The following is a 19294-nucleotide window of genomic DNA, read 5'->3' on the forward strand; positions in this document are numbered from 1 at the left end:
AGCACGGTGAAGGAAATGATCCCAGAATCGCTTTCGCACTTTCAGAGGAGTCGCATGCGAAGTGCCATCATCGCTGCCGCCGCCGTTGTCGCGCTGGCGGGTTGTTCGTCGTACGACAGCGTGACGCAGCGCATTGCGCAGAGCATCACGCCGTATCGGATCACCGTCGTGCAAGGCAACTTCGTGTCGCAGGAGAAGGCCGCACAGTTGCAGGTCGGGATGACGCGCGAGCAGGTCCGCGCGCTGCTCGGCACGCCGCTGCTGGCGGACATGTTCCACGCGGATCGCTGGGATTACCTTTTCTACTTCAAGCGCGGCTCGACGTCGATCGTCCAGCAGCGCGACCTCGTGGTCAATTTCTCGGGCGATCGCGTGGCGAGCTGGACCGGCGCCGACAACCTGCCGTCCGAGCTCGACCTGCTGGCCGACATCGACGGCGACCGCGGCGGCAAGAAGGCGAAGGCCGCTGCCGCGGCGAAGAAGGCTTCCGAAGCCGCCGCCGCGAGCGCCGCGGAGGCTGCCGCTGCCGCGAGCCCGGCCACGGTGCCGGCGTCCGGCGCGGCGGTCGACCAGGATGCGAACGCCCAGGCGGCGCGCGCGGCGAACCGCGCGACCAACCAGGTGTCGGGTCAGGGTTCGGGTTCGCGCCGGTTCACGCCGGCCGCGCAGGCCTCGGGCGGCGCGCCGGTGCCGGGCGGCCAGCCGCCGGGCGCTGCGCCGGCGATCCAGCCGCAGTTCCAGTTCCATCGTCCGCCGCAGCCGAACGTGTCGAACGAGGCGTCGCCGCCGGTCGGCCCGCAAGGCTCGGACAACCTGCAGAACCAGCCGCTCACCGCACCGGCCCAGTAAGCGGCCGGCGTGCGGAAACGGGGCGGCATGCGCCGCCCGCCTTTAGACCTGTCGTGTAGAAAGCCATGAAGATTGCGATTGCCGGCGCATCGGGCCGAATGGGCCGGATGCTGATCGAAGCCGTTCTCAACGACGCCGACGCGCAGCTCGTCGGCGCGCTCGACCGCGCCGGTTCGCCGTTCCTCGGCCAGGACGCCGGTGCGTTCCTCGGCAAGGACACCGGCGTCAAGCTGACCGACGACCTCGACGCCGTGTTCGCGCAGGCCGACTACCTGATCGATTTCACGCGGCCGGAAGGCACGATGGCCCACATCGAGGCCGCACTGCGCCACGACGTGAAGCTCGTGATCGGCACGACCGGCTTCACCGCCGAGCAGAAGGCCGAACTGCAGGCCGCTGCGGCCAAGCTCGGCATCGTGTTCGCGGCGAACATGAGCGTCGGCGTGAACGTCACGCTGAAGCTGCTCGAATTCGCGGCGAAGCATTTCTCGCACGGCTACGACATCGAGATCATCGAGGCGCATCACCGCCACAAGGTCGACGCGCCGTCGGGCACCGCGCTGATGATGGGCGAGGCCGTGGCCGGCGCGCTCGGCCGCTCGCTCGACGACTGCGCGGTGTACGGCCGCCACGGCGTGACGGGCGAGCGCGATCCGTCGTCGATCGGCTTTGCCGCGGTGCGCGGCGGCGACATCGTCGGCGACCACACCGTGCTGTTCGCCGGGATCGGCGAGCGCATCGAGATCACGCACAAATCGTCGAGCCGCGTGTCGTACGCGCAGGGCGCGCTGCGCGCGGTCCGGTTCCTGTCGGCGCGCGGCGCCGGCCTGTTCGACATGCAGGACGTGCTCGGCCTGCGCTGACCCCGCGAGGAAACTCCGATGGCGATTCCCACCGGCGTTGTCCACTACCTCGAAAGCGGCGATGCGATCACGCACGCCGTCTCCTATGTGCTGCTGGCGATGTCCGTCGCCAGCTGGTGCTTCCTCCTCATGAAAGCCTGGCTGCTGGTCCGCGCGAAGCGGCAGGGGCCGCGCGCGCTCGCCGCGTTCTGGCGCGCGCCGTCGCTCGACGCGGGGATCGCCGCGCTCGCCGGCGCCGATCGCGAGCGCGTGTTCGTGCCGCTCGCCGAAGCCGCGCGCGACGCGGCCGGCGACCACGACCCCACCGCGCTGGCCGCGCGCGTCGAGCGCGGCGAGCGCGTGCTGCGCGCGTTGCGTCATGCGATGCTGCGCTCGCAGCGGCGCCTCGAATTCGGCCAGGTGCTGCTCGCGTCGATCGGCAGCACCGCGCCGTTCGTAGGCCTGCTCGGCACCGTGTGGGGCATCTATCATGCGCTCGGCAGCATCGCCGCGAGCGGGCAGGCGCAGATCGAGAACGTCGCGGGGCCGGTCGGCGAGGCGCTGATCATGACCGCGTTCGGGCTGGTCGTCGCGATTCCCGCGGTGCTCGCGTACAACATCCTCGGCCGGCTCGTCCGGCAGCTCGCCGAGGAACTCGACGGCTTCGCGCGCGATCTGCACGTATTCGTATGCGCACAGGGCGCCTGACGCGCCGGCTCCGGAGGAACGATCATGGCATTCGGCGGGCTCGAGCACCACAAGACGTCCGCGCCGATGGCGGAAATCAACATGACGCCGCTGATCGACGTGATGCTCGTGCTGCTCGTCATCTTCATCATCACCGCGCCGCTGATGACGCACGCGATCCGGCTCGACCTGCCGAAGGTTGCGGCCGGCGTCGCGCGCGACACGCCGCAATCCGTCACGCTGTCGATCGACGACGCGGGCAAGCTCTACTGGGACGACGCGCCCGTCGCGCTCGACGCGCTGCCCGCGCGCTTGCGGGCCGCCGCCGCGGGCGCCGCGCCGCCCGAACTGCGGCTGCGCGCGTCGCGCGCGACGCGCTACGACGTGATCGCGCAGGTGATGGGCGCCGCGCAGGCCGCGGGCCTCACGCGGATCGGCTTCGTGACCGACGTGCCGCCGGCTGGCGCCGCCGGCGCGAAGCCCTGATCCGTCGTCGTTGCGGGCCGCCGGCCCGCGAGACCGGCCGTGCGGGCCCGCACGGGCGGTATAATCGACGTTTTTCCCGGCCCGGAACCGGTCAGCACGTTCCTGCGCCGGGCACGCACGATTTCGATCCAATCCTGCGCGCGCGCCGTCGCGCCGCCTAAAGCCTAGCCCGAACCACACCATGCACGAGAGATACGTACCCGCCGACGTCGAAGCCGCCGCCCAGGGCGACTGGCGCGCAGCCGATGCCTACAAGACGAAGGAAGATTCGCAGAAGCCGAAGTTCTACTGCGTGTCGATGCTGCCGTACCCGTCCGGCAAGCTGCACATGGGTCACGTGCGCAACTACACGATCAACGACGTGATGTACCGCTATCTGCGGATGAACGGCTACAACACGCTGATGCCGATGGGCTGGGATGCATTCGGGATGCCGGCCGAGAACGCCGCGATGGCCAACGGCGTGCCGCCCGCGAAGTGGACCTACGACAACATCGACTACATGAAGGGCCAGATGCAGTCGATGGGCCTCGCGATCGACTGGTCGCGCGAGATCGCGACGTGCAAGCCCGACTACTACAAGTGGAACCAGTGGCTGTTCCTGAAGATGCTCGAGAAGGGCATCGCGTACAAGAAGACGGGCACCGTGAACTGGGACCCGGTCGACCAGACCGTGCTCGCGAACGAGCAGGTGATCGACGGCCGCGGCTGGCGATCGGGCGCGCTCGTCGAGAAGCGCGAGATCCCGATGTACTACCTGCGGATCACGCAGTACGCGGATGAGCTGCTGAACGACCTCGACGGCCTCGGCTGGCCCGAGCGCGTGAAGATCATGCAGCAGAACTGGATCGGCAAGAGCTTCGGCGTGAACTTCGGCTTCCCGTACGAACTCGACGGCGAGCAGAAGCTGCTGCGCGTGTTCACGACGCGCGCCGACACCATCATGGGCGTCACGTTCTGCGCGATCGCGGCCGAGCACCCGCTCGCCGCGCGTCTCGCGCAGGACAAGCCGGAGCTGCAGGCGTTCATCGACGAGTGCAAGCGCGGCGGCGTCGCCGAGGCCGACGTCGCGACGATGGAGAAGAAGGGCGTCGCGACCGGCTTCTCGGTCAAGCACCCGCTGACCGGCGAGCCGGTCGAGGTGTGGATCGGCAATTACGTGCTGATGAGCTATGGCGAAGGCGCGGTGATGGGCGTGCCGGGCCACGACGAGCGCGATTTCGCGTTCGCGAAGAAATACGATCTGCCGATCAAGCAGGTGATCGCGAGCGAAGGGCAGACGTACTCGCTCGACGCATGGCAGGAGTGGTACGGCGACAAGGAAACCGCGGTCTGCGTGAACAGCGGCAAGTACGACGGCCTGCGCTACACGGAAGCGGTCGACGCGGTCGCCGCCGACCTGAAGGCCGGCGGCTTCGGCGACAAGCAGGTCACGTGGCGCCTGCGCGACTGGGGCGTATCGCGCCAGCGCTACTGGGGCACGCCGATCCCGATCATCCACTGCCCGTCGTGCGGCGACGTGCCGGTGCCGGAGCAGGATCTGCCGGTCGTGCTGCCGGAAGACCTCGTGCCGGACGGCTCGGGCAACCCGCTCGCGAAGTCCGAAGCGTTCCTGAACTGCACGTGCCCGAAGTGCGGCGCGGCCGCGAAGCGCGAAACCGACACGATGGACACCTTCGTCGATTCGTCGTGGTACTTCTCGCGCTACACGGCACCGGACGCCGAGACGATGGTCGACGCGCGCACCGATTACTGGATGCCGATGGATCAGTACATCGGCGGCATCGAGCACGCGATCCTGCACCTGCTGTATTCGCGCTTCTGGACCAAGGTGATGCGCGACCTCGGCCTCGTGAAATTCGGCGAGCCGGCGAAGAACCTGCTCACGCAGGGGATGGTGCTGAACGAGACGTACTACCGCGAAGACGCGGCGGGCAAGAAGACCTGGTACAACCCGCTCGACGTGACGGTCACGCACGACGACAAGGGCCGCCCGGTCGGCGCGACGCTGAATGCGGACGGCCAGCCGGTCGTGCTCGGCGGCATCGAAAAGATGTCGAAGTCGAAGAACAACGGCGTCGATCCGCAACTGCTGATCGACCAGTACGGCGCCGATACCGCGCGCCTGTTCACGATGTTCGCGGCGCCGCCCGAGCAGCAGCTCGAGTGGTCGGGCGCGGGCGTCGAGGGCGCGAGCCGCTTCCTGCGCCGCGTGTGGAGCTTCGGCTACGCGAATCGCGAAGCGCTCGCCGCGCGCGCGGGCTTCGACGCCGCCGCGCTCGGCGACACCGACAAGGCGCTGCGCCGCGAGATCTACGGCGTGCTGAAGCAGGCCGATTTCGACTACCAGCGCCTGCAGTACAACACGGTCGTGTCGGCCGCGATGAAGATGCTGAACGCGATCGACGGCGCGAAGGGCGCGACGCCCGCCGTGCTGCGCGAGACCTACGGCGTGCTGCTGCGCGTGCTGTACCCCGTCGTGCCGCACGTCACGTTCGAGCTGTGGAAGGCACTCGGCTACGCGGACGAATTCGGCCCGCTGCTCGATGCGCCGTGGCCGAAGGTCGACGAGGCCGCGCTCGAGCAGGCCGAGATCGAACTCGTGCTGCAGGTGAACGGCAAGGTGCGCGGTGCGCTGAAGGTCGCGAAGGACGCGAGCCGCGACGCGATCGAAGCGGCGGCGGTGGCCGACGAGGCATTCGCGAAATTCAGCGACGGCAAGCCGGCGAAGAAGATCGTCGTCGTGCCGGGCCGCCTCGTGAACATCGTCGTCTGACGGCCGCCGGCCGTCGGACGTACCCAGAAGGAGCGAAGGTGATCCGCAGATCGTTTTTGATGCTCGTCGGCAGCACGGTCGTGCTGTCGGCATGCGGCTTCCAGTTGCGCGGCCAGCAGGACTACGCGTTCAAGCACCTGTTCGTGGCCGGTGCGCCGGCGCCCGTCGAGGCGCGGCTCACGCGCCTCGTCCAGGCCGGCAGCGACACGAAGATCGTCAAGTCGGCGGACGACGCCGACGCCGTGCTGCGCATGTGGGAGTCGCGTGGCCAGAACACGCTGACGCTCAACAAGTACGGCTCCGCGCAGGAATACGCGCTGTTCTACACGCTGAACTACACGCTGACGAGCAAGGACGGCACCGTGCTGATCCCGCCGAGCGCGATCGCGCTGAACCGCGCGATGACGTACAGCGACCAGTACACGAACGCGAAGGCGCAGGAAGCCGACATCCTGTACGGCGACATGCAGAACGACGCGGTCGATCAGTTGATGCGGCGTCTCGCGATCGTCCACTCGCTGACGCCGGCGCCGGAGGACGTGGTGCCGGGCGTGGCGCCGCGCGCGCCGCTGCCGCCGCCGCCGCTCTGATCGCGGGCGCACGCAGCGATGCAATTGCGACTTGATGCGCTGGAGCCGCACCTCGCGAAGGGGTTGGCCGGGCTCTATACCGTCTACGGCGACGAGCCGCTGCTCGCGCAGGAAGCGTGCGACCGCATTCGTGCGGCCGCGCGCGCGGCCGGCTTCACCGAGCGTTCGGTGCATACGGTCGAGCGCGGTTTCGACTGGAGCGTGCTGCTCGGCGCGACCCAGGCGATGTCGCTGTTCGGCGAGCGCCAGCTGATCGAGCTGCGCATTCCGTCGGGCAAGCCCGGCAAGGAAGGCGCCGATGCGCTGAAGACGCTCGCGGCCACGCCCAATCCGGACGCGCTGATGCTCGTCACGTTGCCGCGCCTCGACGCGGCCACGCAGAAATCCGCCTGGTTTACCGCGCTGCAGAACGGCGGCGTCGCGCTGAAGATCGATCCGGTCGACCGTGCGCAGTTGCCGAACTGGATCGGCCAGCGACTCGCGATGCAGGGCCAGCGCGCCGCGCCGGGCGACGACGGGCGCCGCGCGCTGCAGTTCATCGCGGAGCGCGTCGAGGGCAACCTGCTCGCCGCGCACCAGGAAATCCAGAAGCTCGGGCTGCTGTATCCGCAGGGCGCGCTGTCGTTCGAGCAGGTGCACGACGCGGTGCTGAACGTCGCGCGTTACGACGTGTTCAAGCTGAACGAAGCGATGCTCGCCGGCGACGCCGCGCGGCTCGCGCGGATGATCGACGGGCTGAAGGGCGAGGGCGAGGCGATCGTGCTCGTGATGTGGGCCGTCGTCGAGGAGTTGCGCACGCTGTTGCGGATCAAGCGCGGCACGACGGCCGGCAAGCCGCTCGCGACGCTGCTGCGCGAGAACCGCGTGTGGGGGCCGCGCGAGCGGTTGATCGCGCCTGCGCTGAACCGCGTGTCGGAAGCGGTGCTCGAAAAGGCGCTCGCGTTCGCCGCGAAGCTCGACCGGCAGGTCAAGGGGCTCACGGCCGTCGCACCGGGCCGCCGCACGCAGGACGAGCCGCCGCCCGACCCGTGGGACGGGCTGTTCCAGCTCGCGATGACGGTCGCGGGCGCCCGCGGCGAGCGACCGCCGACCGCGGGTCGCGTGCGACGCTAGGTCCCCTCCGGGCCGTCAGCGCGCGCTGCGCAACCCGCTTACAATGCTTCGATGGCTGGCGCGGCATATCGGCCGCTGCCCTGCACGGATGGCTGTTCCGCGGATCGTCGCGCCCGGATGGTCGTCCCCCGGATGGCCGGCCCCCGGATGGCCGGCCCATGCTTCCCCACGAATTCATGCCGCTCCGCGCGGCTCGCTTCTCGAGTCACACGATGGATATCGATCAGTACATGACCGACCTGGGCCGCCGCGCCCGGCACGCTTCCCGCGCGATGGCGCGCGCCAGCACGGCCGCGAAGAACGCGGCGCTCGACGCCGTGGCCCGCGCGATCGAACGCGACGCGCAGGCGCTGAAGGATGCGAATGCGCGCGACGTCGCCCGTGCCCGCGAAAAGGGGCTCGATGCGGCGTTCGTCGATCGCCTGACGCTGTCGGACAAGGCGCTGAAGACGATGGTCGAAGGGCTGCGCCAGGTCGCGTCGCTCGCCGATCCGATCGGCGAGATCGGCAACCTCAAGTTCCGCCCGAGCGGGATCCAGGTCGGCCAGATGCGCGTGCCGCTCGGCGTGATCGGCATCATCTACGAGTCGCGCCCGAACGTGACGATCGACGCGGCCGCACTGTGCCTGAAGTCGGGCAACGCGACGATCCTGCGCGGCGGCTCCGAGGCACTCGAATCGAATACCGCGCTCGCGAAGCTGATCGGCGAAGGGCTCGCGGCGGCCGGGCTGCCGCAGGACGCGGTGCAGGTCGTCGCGACGGCCGATCGCGCGGCGGTCGGCAAGCTGATCACGATGACCGAATACGTCGACGTGATCGTGCCGCGCGGCGGCAAGAGCCTGATCGAGCGCCTGATCAACGAGGCGCGCGTGCCGATGATCAAGCACCTCGACGGCATCTGCCACGTGTATGTCGACGATCGCGCCGATCTGGCCAAGGCGCTGACGGTGTGCGACAACGCGAAGACGCACCGCTACGGCACGTGCAACACGATGGAAACGCTGCTCGTCTCGAGCGGCATCGCGGAGAAGCTGCTGCCGCCGCTCGGCAAGCTGTATCGCGACAAGCAGGTCGAACTGCGCGTCGACGCGGCCGCGCGCGCGGTGCTCGCCGATGCGGGCGTCGGCCCGCTCGTCGACGCGACCGAAGAAGACTGGCACACCGAGTATCTCGCGCCGGTGCTAGCGATCAAGGTCGTCGACGGGCTCGACGCCGCGATCGAGCACATCAACCACTACGGCTCGCATCACACGGATGCGATCGTCACCGAGGATCACGACCGCGCGATGCGGTTCCTGCGCGAAGTCGATTCGGCGAGCGTGATGGTCAACGCGTCGACGCGCTTCGCGGACGGTTTCGAATTCGGCCTCGGCGCGGAAATCGGCATCTCGAACGACAAGCTGCACGCACGCGGCCCCGTCGGCCTGGAAGGGCTGACGTCGCTGAAATACGTGGTGCTCGGGCACGGCGAAGGCCGTCAATAAGTCAACAACGAGGCGCATCACCAATGGCAATGCTCTGGGTCAAGACGTTCCATATCGTTCTGATCGCCGCGTGGTTCGCGGGGCTCTTCTATCTGCCGCGCATCTACGTGAACCTGGCCATGGAGACCGATCCGGCCGCGGTGCGGCGCCTGCTCTTGATGGCGCGCAAGCTGTTCCGCTTCATGACGATGATCGCGGTGCCGGCGCTGGCCTGCGGGCTGTGGCTCTGGCTCGCGATCGGCATCGGGCAGGGGCAGGGCTGGATCCATGCGAAGGTGACGGTGGTGCTGCTGCTCGTGATCTACCACGCGTATTGCGGGCACCTGCTGCGGGTGTTCGAGCGCGGCGAGAACCGCCGCACCGACAAGTGGTATCGCGTGTTCAACGAACTGCCGGTGCTCGGCATGCTCGCGGCGGTCGCGCTGGTGGTGATCAAACCGTTCTGAGCGGCGCGGCCGGCGGTTACGTCGCCGCCGAATCATGCGCAACGGCGCCCCTCGGGGCGCCGTTGTTCGTTGACGTGCGGCTCCGTGCGTCGCCGGCTCAATCCTTCGCGTCGTCGATCCGGCGCCGCGTGATCGCTTCCTTCGCGCGACCGACCCGTTCCATCAACGCCGGCCCGCGCGACAGCGCGACACCGACCGCGAGAATGTCGCCGATCGCGAGATGCGACATCCGCGACGTCATCGGCGAGAACACGTCCGTTTCCTCGGCGACGTTCGACGCGAGGCTGACCGTCGCGAGCTTCGCGAGCGGCGAATGGCTCTGCGTGATCGCGACGACTTTCGCGCCGCACGCGAGCGCGGAGCGCGCGGCGTCGACGATGTCGCGCGTGCGGCCGGTGTTCGAGATCGCGACGACGACGTCGTGCGGCCCGAGCAGCGCCGACGACATCGAGAACGTGTGCGGATCCGAATACGCGACGCTCGGCACGCCGAGCCGGAAAAACTTGTGCTGGATGTCTTGCGCGGCAATGCCCGAGCCGCCGGCGCCGTAGAACTCGATGCGCGACGCGTTCGACAGCAGCGCGATCGCGTCGGCGACGCTGCCCGCTGACAAACTGTTGCGTACTTCGATCAGCGCGCCGATCGTGCGGTCGAACACCTTGCCGATGATGCCGGGCGCCGGTTCGTCGGGCTCGACGTCGCGATACACCGACGACACGCCCGGCGCCACGCTCTGCGCGAGCCGGATCTTGAATTCGCGAAAGCCGCTGCAGCCGAGCGCCTGGCAGAAGCGCGCGATCGTCGGCTGGCTGACGCCCGCACGAGTCGACAGCTCGGTCATCGCGAGGTCGAGCACCTCGCGCGGCGCGGCGAGAATGTAGTCGGCGAGCTTGCGCTCGGACGGGCGCAACTCGGCGCGGATCGCTTCAATGCGAGGCAGCATGGGACGGCGAATGGAAATCGGGTTCGGATGAGCGAGTGTATCGCAATCGAATTGTAGAAAATCTACATGAAAATACTAGCCCAGCCGCGAAGATTCCGGTGCAGGATCAGCAGCGTGAATTAGGGTTTTCACTGATCAAGCCCTTGCTGGTGGCGGGAATAACGGTTGCGAGTGAGTCGATCGGCATTGCGTGCTTGTAGTTTTTCTACTAGACTGCCTTCGTTCGATCGACGAAGCTCGACCGTCCCCACGATTCCAACCGCCGGTGTCGGCCGGCATACAGGAGCGCCCAGCATGACGTCGCTGCACCCCACTCTGGCGAAGGTCACCGAACGCGTGATCGCCCGCAGCCAATCGACCCGTTCCGCCTATCTGCAGCGCATCGCCGGCGCGCAAGGCAAGTTCCCGGCGCGCGGCGCGCTGTCGTGCGCGAACCTCGCGCACGGCTTCGCGGGCCTCGAGGGCAACGACAAGTTCGCGATCAAGGCGATTCGCGAGCCGAACATCGGCATCGTGTCCTCGTACAACGAAATGCTGTCCGCGCACGCGCCGTACAAGGATTTCCCCGAGATCATCAAGGCGGCCGCGCGCGAGAACGGCGGGGTCGCGCAGTTCGCGGGCGGCGTGCCGGCGATGTGTGACGGCGTCACGCAGGGCAACCCGGGGATGGAGCTGTCGCTGTTCTCGCGCGAGGCGATCGCGATGGGCACGGCGATCGCGCTTACGCACAACATGTTCGATGCGGCGCTCTGCCTCGGCATCTGCGACAAGATCGTGCCGGGCCTGCTGATCGGCGCGCTGCAGTTCGGCCACCTGCCGACGATCTTCGTGCCGGCCGGCCCGATGACGAGCGGCCTGTCGAACGACGACAAGGCGAAGATCCGCCAGCAGTTCGCGACCGGCCAGGTCGGCCGCGACGCGCTGCTCGAAGCCGAATCGGCCGCGTATCACGGCCACGGTACCTGCACGTTCTACGGCACCGCGAACAGCAACCAGATGCTGATGGAGCTGATGGGGCTGCACCTGCCGGGCTCGGCGTTCGTTCACCCGCATACGCCGCTGCGCACCGCGCTGACGGCCGAGGCCGCGCGCCGCGTGCTCGACCTGACCGTCGAGCGCGGCCACTACACGCCGATCGGCCACGTGATCGACGAAAAGGCGATCGTCAACGGGATCGTCGCGCTGCTCGCGACGGGCGGCTCGACCAACCACACGCTGCATCTCGTTGCGATCGCGCGCGCGGCCGGCATCCTGATCGACTGGAACGACTTCGACGAGCTGTCGGCCGTCGTGCCGCTGCTCGCGAAGATCTACCCGAACGGCAAGGCCGACGTGAACCACTTCCACGCAGCGGGCGGTGTCGCGTTCCTGGTGCGCAACCTGCTCGAAGGCGGGCTGCTGCACGAAGACGTGACGACGGTCGCGGGCAAGGGCCTGTCGCACTACACGAAGGAGCCGAAGCTGATCGACGGCAAGCTGACGTGGGTCGACGGTGCGGCCGAGAGCCACGACACGAAGGTGCTGCGCGGCATTCGCGACCCGTTCCAGCCGGACGGCGGCCTGCGCCTGATGCAAGGCCGGCTCGGCCGCGGCGTGATCAAGATCTCGGCGGTCGCGCCGGAGCACCGCAAGGTGACGGCGCCCGCGATCGTGTTCGACTCGCAGGAGGCCGTGCAGGAAGCGTTCGATCGTGGCGAACTGAAGCGCGATTTCGTCGCGGTGGTGCGCTTCCAGGGCGCACGCGCGAACGGCATGCCCGAGCTGCACCGTTTGACGCCGCTGCTCGGCGTGCTGCAGGATCAGGGCTTCCATGTTGCGCTGGTGACCGACGGCCGCATGTCGGGCGCGTCGGGCAAGGTGCCGGCGGTGATCCACGTGTCGCCGGAAGCGCTGCTGGCCGGCCCGATCGGCAAGGTGAAGACGGGCGATACGCTCGTGATCGACGCGGAAGCCGGCGTGCTCGACATCGAGATCGACGACGCCGAGTGGCACGCGCGCCCGGTCGCGCAGCCGCAGCACCAGGCCGAGAACGAAGTCGGTTTCGGGCGCGAACTGTTCGGCGTGTTCCGCGCGGCCGCGGCGCCGGCCGAGCAGGGCGCATCGGTTTTCGGGGCGCTGGTCGGCGAAACGGCCGTCAGCGTCGCCGCATGAATTTCAAGGAGCCAATTCAATGAAGACGATTGCTGAAATCGTGAAGCTGGGCCCGGTGATTCCGGTGCTCGCGTTCGACTCGGTCGAGCAGGGCGAAAACGTGTCGCGCGCGTTGCACGCGGGCGGCGTGAAGGTGCTCGAGATCACGCTGCGCACGCCGGCGGGCCTGGAGGCGATCCAGCGCGCGAGCCAGCTCGCGGACGACATCGTCGTCGGCGTCGGCACGATCACGAAGCCCGAGCATTGCGCGCAGGCCAAGCGCGCGGGCGCGACGTTCGGCGTGTCGCCGGGCCTGACGAAGGAGCTGCATCTCGCGTCGCTCGACGCCGGCCTGCCGTTGCTGCCGGGCGTGATGACGCCGAGCGACATCATCCAGGCGCTCGAATTCGGCTACGAGATCGTGAAGTTCTTCCCCGCGCAGCAGGCGGGCGGCGTGCCGATGCTGCAGGCGTTCCACGGCCCGTTCCCGGCGCTGAAGTTCTGCCCGACCGGCGGCATCACGGTCGACACCGCGCCGAACTTCCTGAAGCTGCCGAACGTCGTGTGCGTCGGCGGCTCGTGGCTCACGCCGAAGGCCGCACTCGCCGCGCAGGACTGGGCGGAAGTCACGCGTCTCGCGCAAGCGGCGAGCCAGTTGCCCCGCTAAGACTTGTACCGGATACAAGGGCCTGTTCGCGCCAGTAACGGGCTTGCGAACGAGCCTTTCCGCCCGCAGTGCAAGGCGTGAGGAGCGCCGTTTGGCCGAGCCAAACAAGCGACGAACGACGCCGCAATGTGGGCGGAAAGGCTCGTTCCCGTGTTTGTGGAAAAATAATTCGTGGGGCTGGCCACCAGAAGGGCCAATCGCTGCGTCATGCTCCTCGCGAATACGCCAAGTATTCGCTTCGTCGCATTCCTTGCGCTCGGCCCTTCCGGTGGCCAGCGCAAGCCCGTTACTGGCGCGAACAGGCCCTTGACCCTCGGAAAGCAAGCGTTAGTGCTTGTTTTACCGAGGGTTTTTGCTGATGGAACCGGTTCTATCCGCGGATCGCAAAGATAAGTAAAATTCAGCGTCCTGACGGGGGGTACCCCCGTGTTTCGGAGACCTGCATAGCCGGGCATACTCGCAACGACTCGCCCGGTTCGAACAATTCTAGGAGGAGTGCCACATGGGGGCCGTCCAAGGCAGCATGCTGCTTGTATTCACGCTGATCGCGATTGCCGCGCTGATCCTGATGATCGCGCGCTACAAGATCTACCCGTTCCTGGTGCTGATCATCGTTTCGCTCGGCCTCGGCCTCGTCGTCGGCATGCCGATGGACAAGATCGTCAAGTCGTTCGAAACGGGCACCGGCGGCACGCTCGGCCACATTGCGATCGTCGTCGGCCTCGGCACGATGCTCGGCAAGATGATGGCCGAATCGGGCGGCGCCGAACGGATCGCGACCACGCTGATCGACTGGTTCGGTGAAAAGAACATCCACTGGGCAATGATGTTCGTCGCGATCATCGTCGGCCTGCCGGTGTTCTTCGAAGTCGGCTTCGTGCTGCTGATCCCGATCGCGTTCAACGTCGCGAAGCGCACCGGCAAGTCGCTGCTCGTCGTCGGCCTGCCGATGGTGGCCGGCCTGTCGGTCGTGCACGGGCTGATCCCGCCGCACCCGGCCGCGCTGCTGGCCGTCCAGCAATACGGCGCCGATATCGGCAAGACGATCGCATTCGGCCTGGTCGTCGGCGTGCCGACCGCGATCATCGCCGGTCCGCTGTTCGCGCTGACGATCTCGAAGTTCGTGAAGTTGCCGGACAACAACCCGCTCGCATCGCAATTCGTCGATTCGAACGCGGATGGCCGCAAGCGCGAACTGCCGAGCTTCGGCATCACGCTGTTCACGATCCTGCTGCCCGTCGTGCTGATGCTCGTCGGCAGCTGGGCCGACCTGGTGTTCGCGCCGAAGTCGCTGCCGAACAACCTGCTGCGCTTTGCCGGCAACTCGGACGTCGCGCTGCTGATCGCCGTGCTCGTGAGCTTCTTCACGTTCGGCAAGCTGCAGGGCTTCAACCGCGACCAGATCCAGAAGTTCTGCGGCGAGTGCCTGGCGCCGATCGCCGGCATCACGCTGATCGTCGGCGCGGGCGGCGGTTTCGGCGGCGTCCTGCGCGACAGCGGGATCTCGCAGCAGATCGTCGAGACCGCGAAGCACGCGCACCTGTCGCCGCTGCTGCTCGGCTGGTTCGTCGCGGCGCTGATGCGTCTCGCGACGGGTTCGGCGACGGTCGCGATGACGACGGCCTGCGGCATCGTCGCGCCGATCGCGGCGGCGGCCGGCACGGCGGTCAGCCCGGAACTGCTGGTGCTCGCGACCGGCTCGGGCTCGCTGATCTTCTCGCACGTGAACGACGGCGGTTTCTGGCTGATCAAGGAATACTTCGGGATGACGGTCGGTCAGACGTTCAAGACCTGGTCGCTGCTTGAAACCATCATCTCGGTGCTCGGTCTCAGTTTCACGTTGCTGCTGAGCATGGTTCTGTAACAAGGGGTAGTCAATGATTCTGATCGCAATGGGCGTGTCGGGCGCGGGCAAGTCGCTGATCGGCGAAATGCTGGCGGAACGCCTGTCGTGCAGCTATACCGATGGCGACGCGTTTCACAGCGCGGCGAACAAGGAAAAGATGCACCACGGTATTCCGCTGACCGATGAAGACCGCTGGCCGTGGCTGCGCACGATTCGCGCGGCCATCGAGGAAAAGCAGCGCGCCGGCGAAACGGCCGTGTTCACGTGCTCGTCGCTGAAACGCTCGTACCGCGACGTGCTGCGCGGCGCCGATACCGACGTGCGGTTCGTGTATCTGAAGGGCTCGTTCGAGGTATTGCAAGAGCGCCTGAAGAGCCGCACCGGCCATTTCTTCGATCCGTCGCTGCTGAAAAGCCAGCTCGACACGCTCGAGGAGCCGGGTCCCGACGAAGCGATCGAGGTCAGCATCGAGCTGACGCCCGAGCAGATCGTCGATCAGGTCATGCTGAAGATCGGCCTGCCGCACCCGCACTGAGCGCGGTTCGCGGCCGTCGTCATGAAAAAGGCGCCTTCGGGCGCCTTTTTCGTTGGCGGCGCGTATGCCGGTCAGGCGGTGCGCGCGCGCTGCGCGATGCCGTCGAGCAGCACGTCGAGCATCGTGTCGTGTACGACGGCCGGATCGAGCCGCGCATAGAGCGGGGCGGCCGATTTGACGAGCGGATGCCCGGCGTCGGACAGCGCGTGCATTTCCGCGAGCTCGACGTCGTTCGCGGGACGTGTGAGGCCGCCCGCTTCGGCGGCGGCGAGGCCGATCACGCTCGCGTACCAGCCGACGCATACCGACGGCAGCGCCGCGCGCGGGATGCCGGCGTCGGTCAGTGCGCGATGCACGGCCTCGATGTGCGCGAGATCGACCGGCCCCGTGCTCATGTGCCGCTGCAGCAGCGCGAACGCGGCCGGGTAGCGCAGCGCGAGCGCGCGGTACTGGCGCGCGAGATCGCGCAGCCGTTCGCGCCACGGCTGCGACGGATCGACCGGCACGAGCGAGCGCGACAGCGCATTCGCGATCGCGCGACTCAGGCCCTCCTTCGACTTGAAGTGATACAGCACGCTCATCGGATCGCAGCCGACCGATTGCGCGAGCTTGCGCACGCTGAACGCGGCTTCGCCGACATCCTCGAGCAGTGCGAGCGCGGCCGCGACGATCGCGTCCTTGTCGAGGCCGCGCGGGCCTTGGGCGGGTTTGTCTTTCATCGAGACGGACGGACAGGCCGGCATGGCGCCGGTTGTAAACTTGACGAAAGCTTATTCTACACTGTAGAATTATTTCTGCGGTGTAGAAATTGGGTGTCCCGGCACCTTTCGATACGTGCTTTCGCACAGTCCGGGATCCAGGCGGCACGAGCGTGCTCGCCGTCAACACGGGCCCTCGCGCCTCCTTTCTCGTTGACACCCAAGTGGAACCGGCTGCCCCACCCGCGAAGCCAGAAGGCTCTTCGACAGGCGGCCCAAGACCATGCAAGTGCAATCATGACGTCCGATAACAAACCCCTGATCCAGGGCGAAGCGCGTTTCGAGCAAACGCAACTGAACATCGAAAAAGACAATTGGAACTGGTGCGATCCGGCCCGCTACGACGGCGCGTGTCCAGCGAACTGGTACGAAGCGTCGCTGTCGCGCCACGAAAACAGCGCGCCGCTCGCGCGCGACGCCGTGTGCGACGTGCTCGTGATCGGCGCGGGCCTGCTCGGCGCATCGGCCGCACTGCATCTCGCGCAAGCGGGCGTCGACACGATCCTCGTCGACAAGCATCACGTCGGCTCGGCCGCGTCGGGCCGCAACGGCGGGCAACTGACGCCCGGCCTCGCGCGCTGGGAAGCCGCCGACATGATCGACCACCTGTCGCACGACGATGCGAAGCGGCTGTGGCGCTTCGCATCCGCCGAGTCGATGGACCTGATCGACGAGATCGGCGTGCGTTACGCGCTCGATCTCGACCGCAAGCGCGGCCACGTCACGGCGGCGGTTCACCCCGGCCACATGAGCGCGCTGCTCGACGGCGCGGATGCGCGCCGCCATCTCGGCGATGCGGGCGTGACGCTCGTCGGCCGCCATCAGTTGCACGACGAATACGTGCGCTCCGGGCTGTATCACGGCGCGGCGATCGATGCGCTCGGCGGCCAGATTCACCCGCTCGCGCTGGTGCGCGGCATGGTGCACGGCTTCCGGCTGAACGGCGGCGCGCTGTTCGAAGGCACCGAGGTGCTCGAGCTCGACGAGACGCCGGCCGGCGTCGTCGCGACGACGCCGGGCGGCACGATCACCGCGCGCCGCGGCGTCGTGCTCGCGCTGCACAACACGACGTTCCGGCTGCTCGACGACGGCGCGGCGACCACGGTGCCGTTCTTCACGTACGTGAGCGTGACGGCGCCGCTCGACGTCGACGTCGCGACGCTGATGCCCGCCGGCATGCCGGTGTACGACACGCAGTTCCAGATCGACTACTACCGGCCGGTGCGCGGCAACCGCCTGCTGTTCGGCGGGCAGGGCACCGGCAGTTGCTGGGCGCAGCCCGACGTCAACGCGTATCTGCTGACGCGGCTGAACATGGTGTTTCCGCAGGCCGACGGCAGCTTCGCGCTCGACTACTGCTGGAGCGGCGTCAGCGACTTCACGCTGAACGGCGCCACCGACAGCCGCAAGACCGACGGCCGCGTGCCGATGTACATGGTGCAGGGCTGGAGCGGCCACGGCGTCGCGCAGACGGTGCGGATCGGCAAGGCGATCTGCGACGATTTCGTCGGCCGCAACGACGATTTCTCGATGCTCACGGGCATCGACCACCGCGCGATTCCGCTCGGCCGGCAGTTGTCGCCGATCGCGATTCCCGCCGCGAAGGCCGCGATGAGCGTGATGAGCGCGCTCAACCCGGGCCGGATGATTTCATTCTGATCTTCGTCCCGCGCGCGAGCGCCCATGAAAAAGCCCGATGCGATTGCATCGGGCTTTTTTGTCGGGCGACGGCGCTGCTTACGCGATCCGCTTCGCGAGTTCGACGGCCTTGCCGATGTACGACGCCGGCGTCATCGCGAGCAGGCGATCCTTCGCGTCCTGCGGGATCGCGAGCGTGCCGACGAATTCCTGCAGCGCTTCGCGCGTGATGCCCTTGCCGCGCGTCAGTTCCTTCAACTGCTCGTACGGGTTCTCGATGCCGTAGCGGCGCATCACCGTCTGCACCGGCTCGGCGAGCACTTCCCAGCAGTTGTCGAGATCTTCGTTCAGGCGCTGCGGGTTCACCTCGAGCTTGTCGAGGCCACGGATCAGCGAATCGTACGCGAGCAGCGAATAGCCGAGCGCGACGCCCATGTTGCGCAGCACCGTCGAGTCGGTCAGGTCGCGCTGCCAGCGCGACACCGGCAGCTTGTCGGCGAGGTGGCGCAGCGTCGCGTTCGCGAGGCCGAGGTTGCCTTCCGAGTTCTCGAAGTCGATCGGGTTGACCTTGTGCGGCATCGTCGACGAGCCGATCTCGCCGGCCTTCGTCTTCTGCTTGAAGTAGCCGACCGAGATGTAGCCCCACACGTCGCGATCGAGGTCGAGCAGGATCGTGTTCGCGCGCGCGACCGCGTCGAACAGTTCGGCCATGTAGTCGTGCGGCTCGATCTGGATCGTGTACGGGTTGAACGTGAGCTTCAGGCGGTTTTCGATCACGTCGCGCGAGAACGCTTCCCAGTCGAATTCCGGATACGCGGACAGGTGCGCGTTGAAGTTGCCGACCGCGCCGTTCATCTTGCCGAGGATCTCGACCTTCTCGATGCGCGCGATGGCGCGGGCGAGGCGCGCGGCGACGTTCGCGAGTTCCTTGCCGAGCGTCGTCGGGCTGGCCGGCTGGCCGTGCGTGCGCGACAGCATCGGCTGTTCGGCGTGTGCGTGCGCGAGTGCGACGAGGCGCTGGTGGACCGTGCGCAGCGCCGGCAGGATCACGTGTTCGCGCGCGCCGGCGAGCATCATCCCGTGCGACGTGTTGTTGATGTCCTCGGACGTGCACGCGAAGTGGATGAATTCGCTCGCCTTCTCGAGTTCGGCCTGGCCCTTCACCGATTCCTTCAGCCAGTATTCGACGGCCTTCACGTCGTGGTTCGTCACGCGCTCGATTTCCTTGATGCGCGCGGCGTCGTGCGCGGTGAAGCGCTCGGCGAGCTGCAGCAGGAACTGCTCGGACGCTTCCGAGAAGCGCGGGACTTCCGCGAAGCCGGCGCGCGATAGCGCGATCAGCCAGTGCACCTCGACGGTGACGCGGTGGCGCATGAAGGCGGCTTCGGAGAGCCAGTCGCGCAGCGCTTCGGTCTTGCTGGCGTAGCGGCCGTCGATGGGCGAGAGCGCGGTGAGGGCGAAAAGCGTATCGGGACGAGTGTCGGACATGATCGGGCGGGGCCTT

The 19294-nt window shown here is 67.6% G+C and carries 17 protein-coding genes; 14 read left to right on the forward strand and 3 right to left on the reverse strand.

Going from position 1 to position 19294, the window contains the following annotated elements; translation table 11 throughout:
- Positions 1-54 precede the first annotated feature (54 nt).
- From WT24_RS22975 to WT24_RS23015, 9 genes are all read left to right on the forward strand, one after another.
- Positions 55-849 (forward strand): outer membrane protein assembly factor BamE, encoded by a 795-nt coding sequence (locus WT24_RS22975; protein ID WP_059500970.1) that lies wholly within the window; start codon positions 55-57, stop codon positions 847-849.
- Between the two features lie 65 nt (positions 850-914).
- Positions 915-1712, forward strand: coding sequence for a 4-hydroxy-tetrahydrodipicolinate reductase (gene dapB / locus WT24_RS22980; RefSeq protein WP_034206397.1), 798 nt, complete (start codon positions 915-917; stop codon positions 1710-1712).
- Between the two features lie 18 nt (positions 1713-1730).
- On the forward strand, positions 1731-2399 hold the full coding sequence (locus WT24_RS22985; protein WP_059791861.1) for a MotA/TolQ/ExbB proton channel family protein: 669 nt from the start codon (positions 1731-1733) through the stop codon (positions 2397-2399).
- A gap of 24 nt (positions 2400-2423) precedes the next feature.
- Positions 2424-2864, forward strand: coding sequence for a biopolymer transporter ExbD (locus WT24_RS22990; RefSeq protein ID WP_060035957.1), 441 nt, complete (start codon positions 2424-2426; stop codon positions 2862-2864).
- 181 nt (positions 2865-3045) lie between these two features.
- Complete coding sequence (leuS, locus tag WT24_RS22995; protein ID WP_060035958.1) at positions 3046-5640, forward strand: leucine--tRNA ligase; 2595 nt, start codon at positions 3046-3048, stop codon at positions 5638-5640.
- Between the two features lie 38 nt (positions 5641-5678).
- Entirely contained in the window at positions 5679-6230 is a 552-nt protein-coding gene (lptE, locus tag WT24_RS23000; protein WP_006476923.1) for an LPS assembly lipoprotein LptE, read from the forward strand.
- An 18-nt stretch (positions 6231-6248) separates the two neighbouring features.
- The gene (gene holA, locus WT24_RS23005; RefSeq protein WP_059791857.1) at positions 6249-7343 is read left to right on the forward strand and encodes a DNA polymerase III subunit delta; all 1095 of its coding nucleotides are present in this window, start codon (positions 6249-6251) and stop codon (positions 7341-7343) included.
- A gap of 212 nt (positions 7344-7555) precedes the next feature.
- Positions 7556-8827 carry a glutamate-5-semialdehyde dehydrogenase gene (locus WT24_RS23010; RefSeq protein ID WP_059791855.1) on the forward strand — a complete coding sequence of 424 codons (1272 nt, stop codon included), beginning with the start codon at positions 7556-7558 and terminating at the stop codon, positions 8825-8827.
- Between the two features lie 23 nt (positions 8828-8850).
- A complete protein-coding gene (locus tag WT24_RS23015; RefSeq protein ID WP_095211718.1) occupies positions 8851-9273 on the forward strand; it encodes a CopD family protein in 423 nt (140 codons plus the stop codon).
- 97 nt (positions 9274-9370) lie between these two features.
- On the opposite strand, the gene WT24_RS23020 is transcribed toward WT24_RS23015, so the two are convergent.
- Positions 9371-10216, reverse strand: coding sequence for a MurR/RpiR family transcriptional regulator (locus WT24_RS23020; RefSeq protein WP_034206404.1), 846 nt, complete (start codon positions 10214-10216; stop codon positions 9371-9373).
- Between the two features lie 294 nt (positions 10217-10510).
- Here WT24_RS23020 and edd point away from each other — a divergent pair, with 294 nt between their 5' ends.
- The 4 genes from edd (at position 10511) to WT24_RS23040 (ending at position 15394) form a co-directional block, all read left to right on the forward strand.
- Positions 10511-12367, forward strand: coding sequence for a phosphogluconate dehydratase (gene edd / locus WT24_RS23025; protein WP_060035959.1), 1857 nt, complete (start codon positions 10511-10513; stop codon positions 12365-12367).
- A gap of 19 nt (positions 12368-12386) precedes the next feature.
- Positions 12387-13013 (forward strand): bifunctional 4-hydroxy-2-oxoglutarate aldolase/2-dehydro-3-deoxy-phosphogluconate aldolase, encoded by a 627-nt coding sequence (eda, locus tag WT24_RS23030; protein WP_059500978.1) that lies wholly within the window; start codon positions 12387-12389, stop codon positions 13011-13013.
- A gap of 502 nt (positions 13014-13515) precedes the next feature.
- A complete protein-coding gene (locus WT24_RS23035; RefSeq protein ID WP_060035960.1) occupies positions 13516-14877 on the forward strand; it encodes a GntP family permease in 1362 nt (453 codons plus the stop codon).
- A 13-nt stretch (positions 14878-14890) separates the two neighbouring features.
- The gene (locus WT24_RS23040) at positions 14891-15394 is read left to right on the forward strand and encodes a gluconokinase (protein ID WP_059791853.1); all 504 of its coding nucleotides are present in this window, start codon (positions 14891-14893) and stop codon (positions 15392-15394) included.
- 71 nt (positions 15395-15465) lie between these two features.
- Here the strand turns inward: WT24_RS23040 and WT24_RS23045 are convergent, their stop codons facing one another.
- Positions 15466-16113, reverse strand: a complete 648-nt coding sequence (locus WT24_RS23045; protein WP_060035967.1) for a TetR/AcrR family transcriptional regulator — start codon at positions 16111-16113, stop codon at positions 15466-15468.
- A gap of 276 nt (positions 16114-16389) precedes the next feature.
- Between WT24_RS23045 and WT24_RS23050 the strand changes: the two genes are divergently transcribed.
- The gene (locus WT24_RS23050) at positions 16390-17811 is read left to right on the forward strand and encodes an FAD-binding oxidoreductase (RefSeq protein WP_060035961.1); all 1422 of its coding nucleotides are present in this window, start codon (positions 16390-16392) and stop codon (positions 17809-17811) included.
- A 78-nt stretch (positions 17812-17889) separates the two neighbouring features.
- Here the strand turns inward: WT24_RS23050 and purB are convergent, their stop codons facing one another.
- Positions 17890-19278 carry an adenylosuccinate lyase gene (purB, locus tag WT24_RS23055; RefSeq protein ID WP_059500983.1) on the reverse strand — a complete coding sequence of 463 codons (1389 nt, stop codon included), beginning with the start codon at positions 19276-19278 and terminating at the stop codon, positions 17890-17892.
- Positions 19279-19294 lie beyond the last annotated feature (16 nt).

Origin of the sequence: Burkholderia sp. MSMB1078WGS, from assembly GCF_001528895.1 — a bacterium.
In the GTDB taxonomy this organism is placed as follows: Bacteria; Pseudomonadota; Gammaproteobacteria; order Burkholderiales; family Burkholderiaceae; genus Burkholderia.

Coding starts and splice junctions, on each gene's coding strand:
- WT24_RS23040 (WP_059791853.1), top strand. CDS start 14,891: ATGATTCTGATCGCAATGGGCGTGTCGGGCGCGGGCAAGTCGCTGATC.
- WT24_RS23010 (WP_059791855.1), top strand. CDS start 7,556: ATGGATATCGATCAGTACATGACCGACCTGGGCCGCCGCGCCCGGCAC.
- WT24_RS23020 (WP_034206404.1), bottom strand. CDS start 10,216: ATGCTGCCTCGCATTGAAGCGATCCGCGCCGAGTTGCGCCCGTCCGAG.
- WT24_RS22985 (WP_059791861.1), top strand. CDS start 1,731: ATGGCGATTCCCACCGGCGTTGTCCACTACCTCGAAAGCGGCGATGCG.
- holA (WP_059791857.1), top strand. CDS start 6,249: ATGCAATTGCGACTTGATGCGCTGGAGCCGCACCTCGCGAAGGGGTTG.
- edd (WP_060035959.1), top strand. CDS start 10,511: ATGACGTCGCTGCACCCCACTCTGGCGAAGGTCACCGAACGCGTGATC.
- purB (WP_059500983.1), bottom strand. CDS start 19,278: ATGTCCGACACTCGTCCCGATACGCTTTTCGCCCTCACCGCGCTCTCG.
- dapB (WP_034206397.1), top strand. CDS start 915: ATGAAGATTGCGATTGCCGGCGCATCGGGCCGAATGGGCCGGATGCTG.
- WT24_RS23015 (WP_095211718.1), top strand. CDS start 8,851: ATGGCAATGCTCTGGGTCAAGACGTTCCATATCGTTCTGATCGCCGCG.
- eda (WP_059500978.1), top strand. CDS start 12,387: ATGAAGACGATTGCTGAAATCGTGAAGCTGGGCCCGGTGATTCCGGTG.
- WT24_RS23050 (WP_060035961.1), top strand. CDS start 16,390: ATGACGTCCGATAACAAACCCCTGATCCAGGGCGAAGCGCGTTTCGAG.
- WT24_RS23045 (WP_060035967.1), bottom strand. CDS start 16,113: ATGAAAGACAAACCCGCCCAAGGCCCGCGCGGCCTCGACAAGGACGCG.
- WT24_RS23035 (WP_060035960.1), top strand. CDS start 13,516: ATGGGGGCCGTCCAAGGCAGCATGCTGCTTGTATTCACGCTGATCGCG.
- leuS (WP_060035958.1), top strand. CDS start 3,046: ATGCACGAGAGATACGTACCCGCCGACGTCGAAGCCGCCGCCCAGGGC.
- WT24_RS22990 (WP_060035957.1), top strand. CDS start 2,424: ATGGCATTCGGCGGGCTCGAGCACCACAAGACGTCCGCGCCGATGGCG.
- WT24_RS22975 (WP_059500970.1), top strand. CDS start 55: ATGCGAAGTGCCATCATCGCTGCCGCCGCCGTTGTCGCGCTGGCGGGT.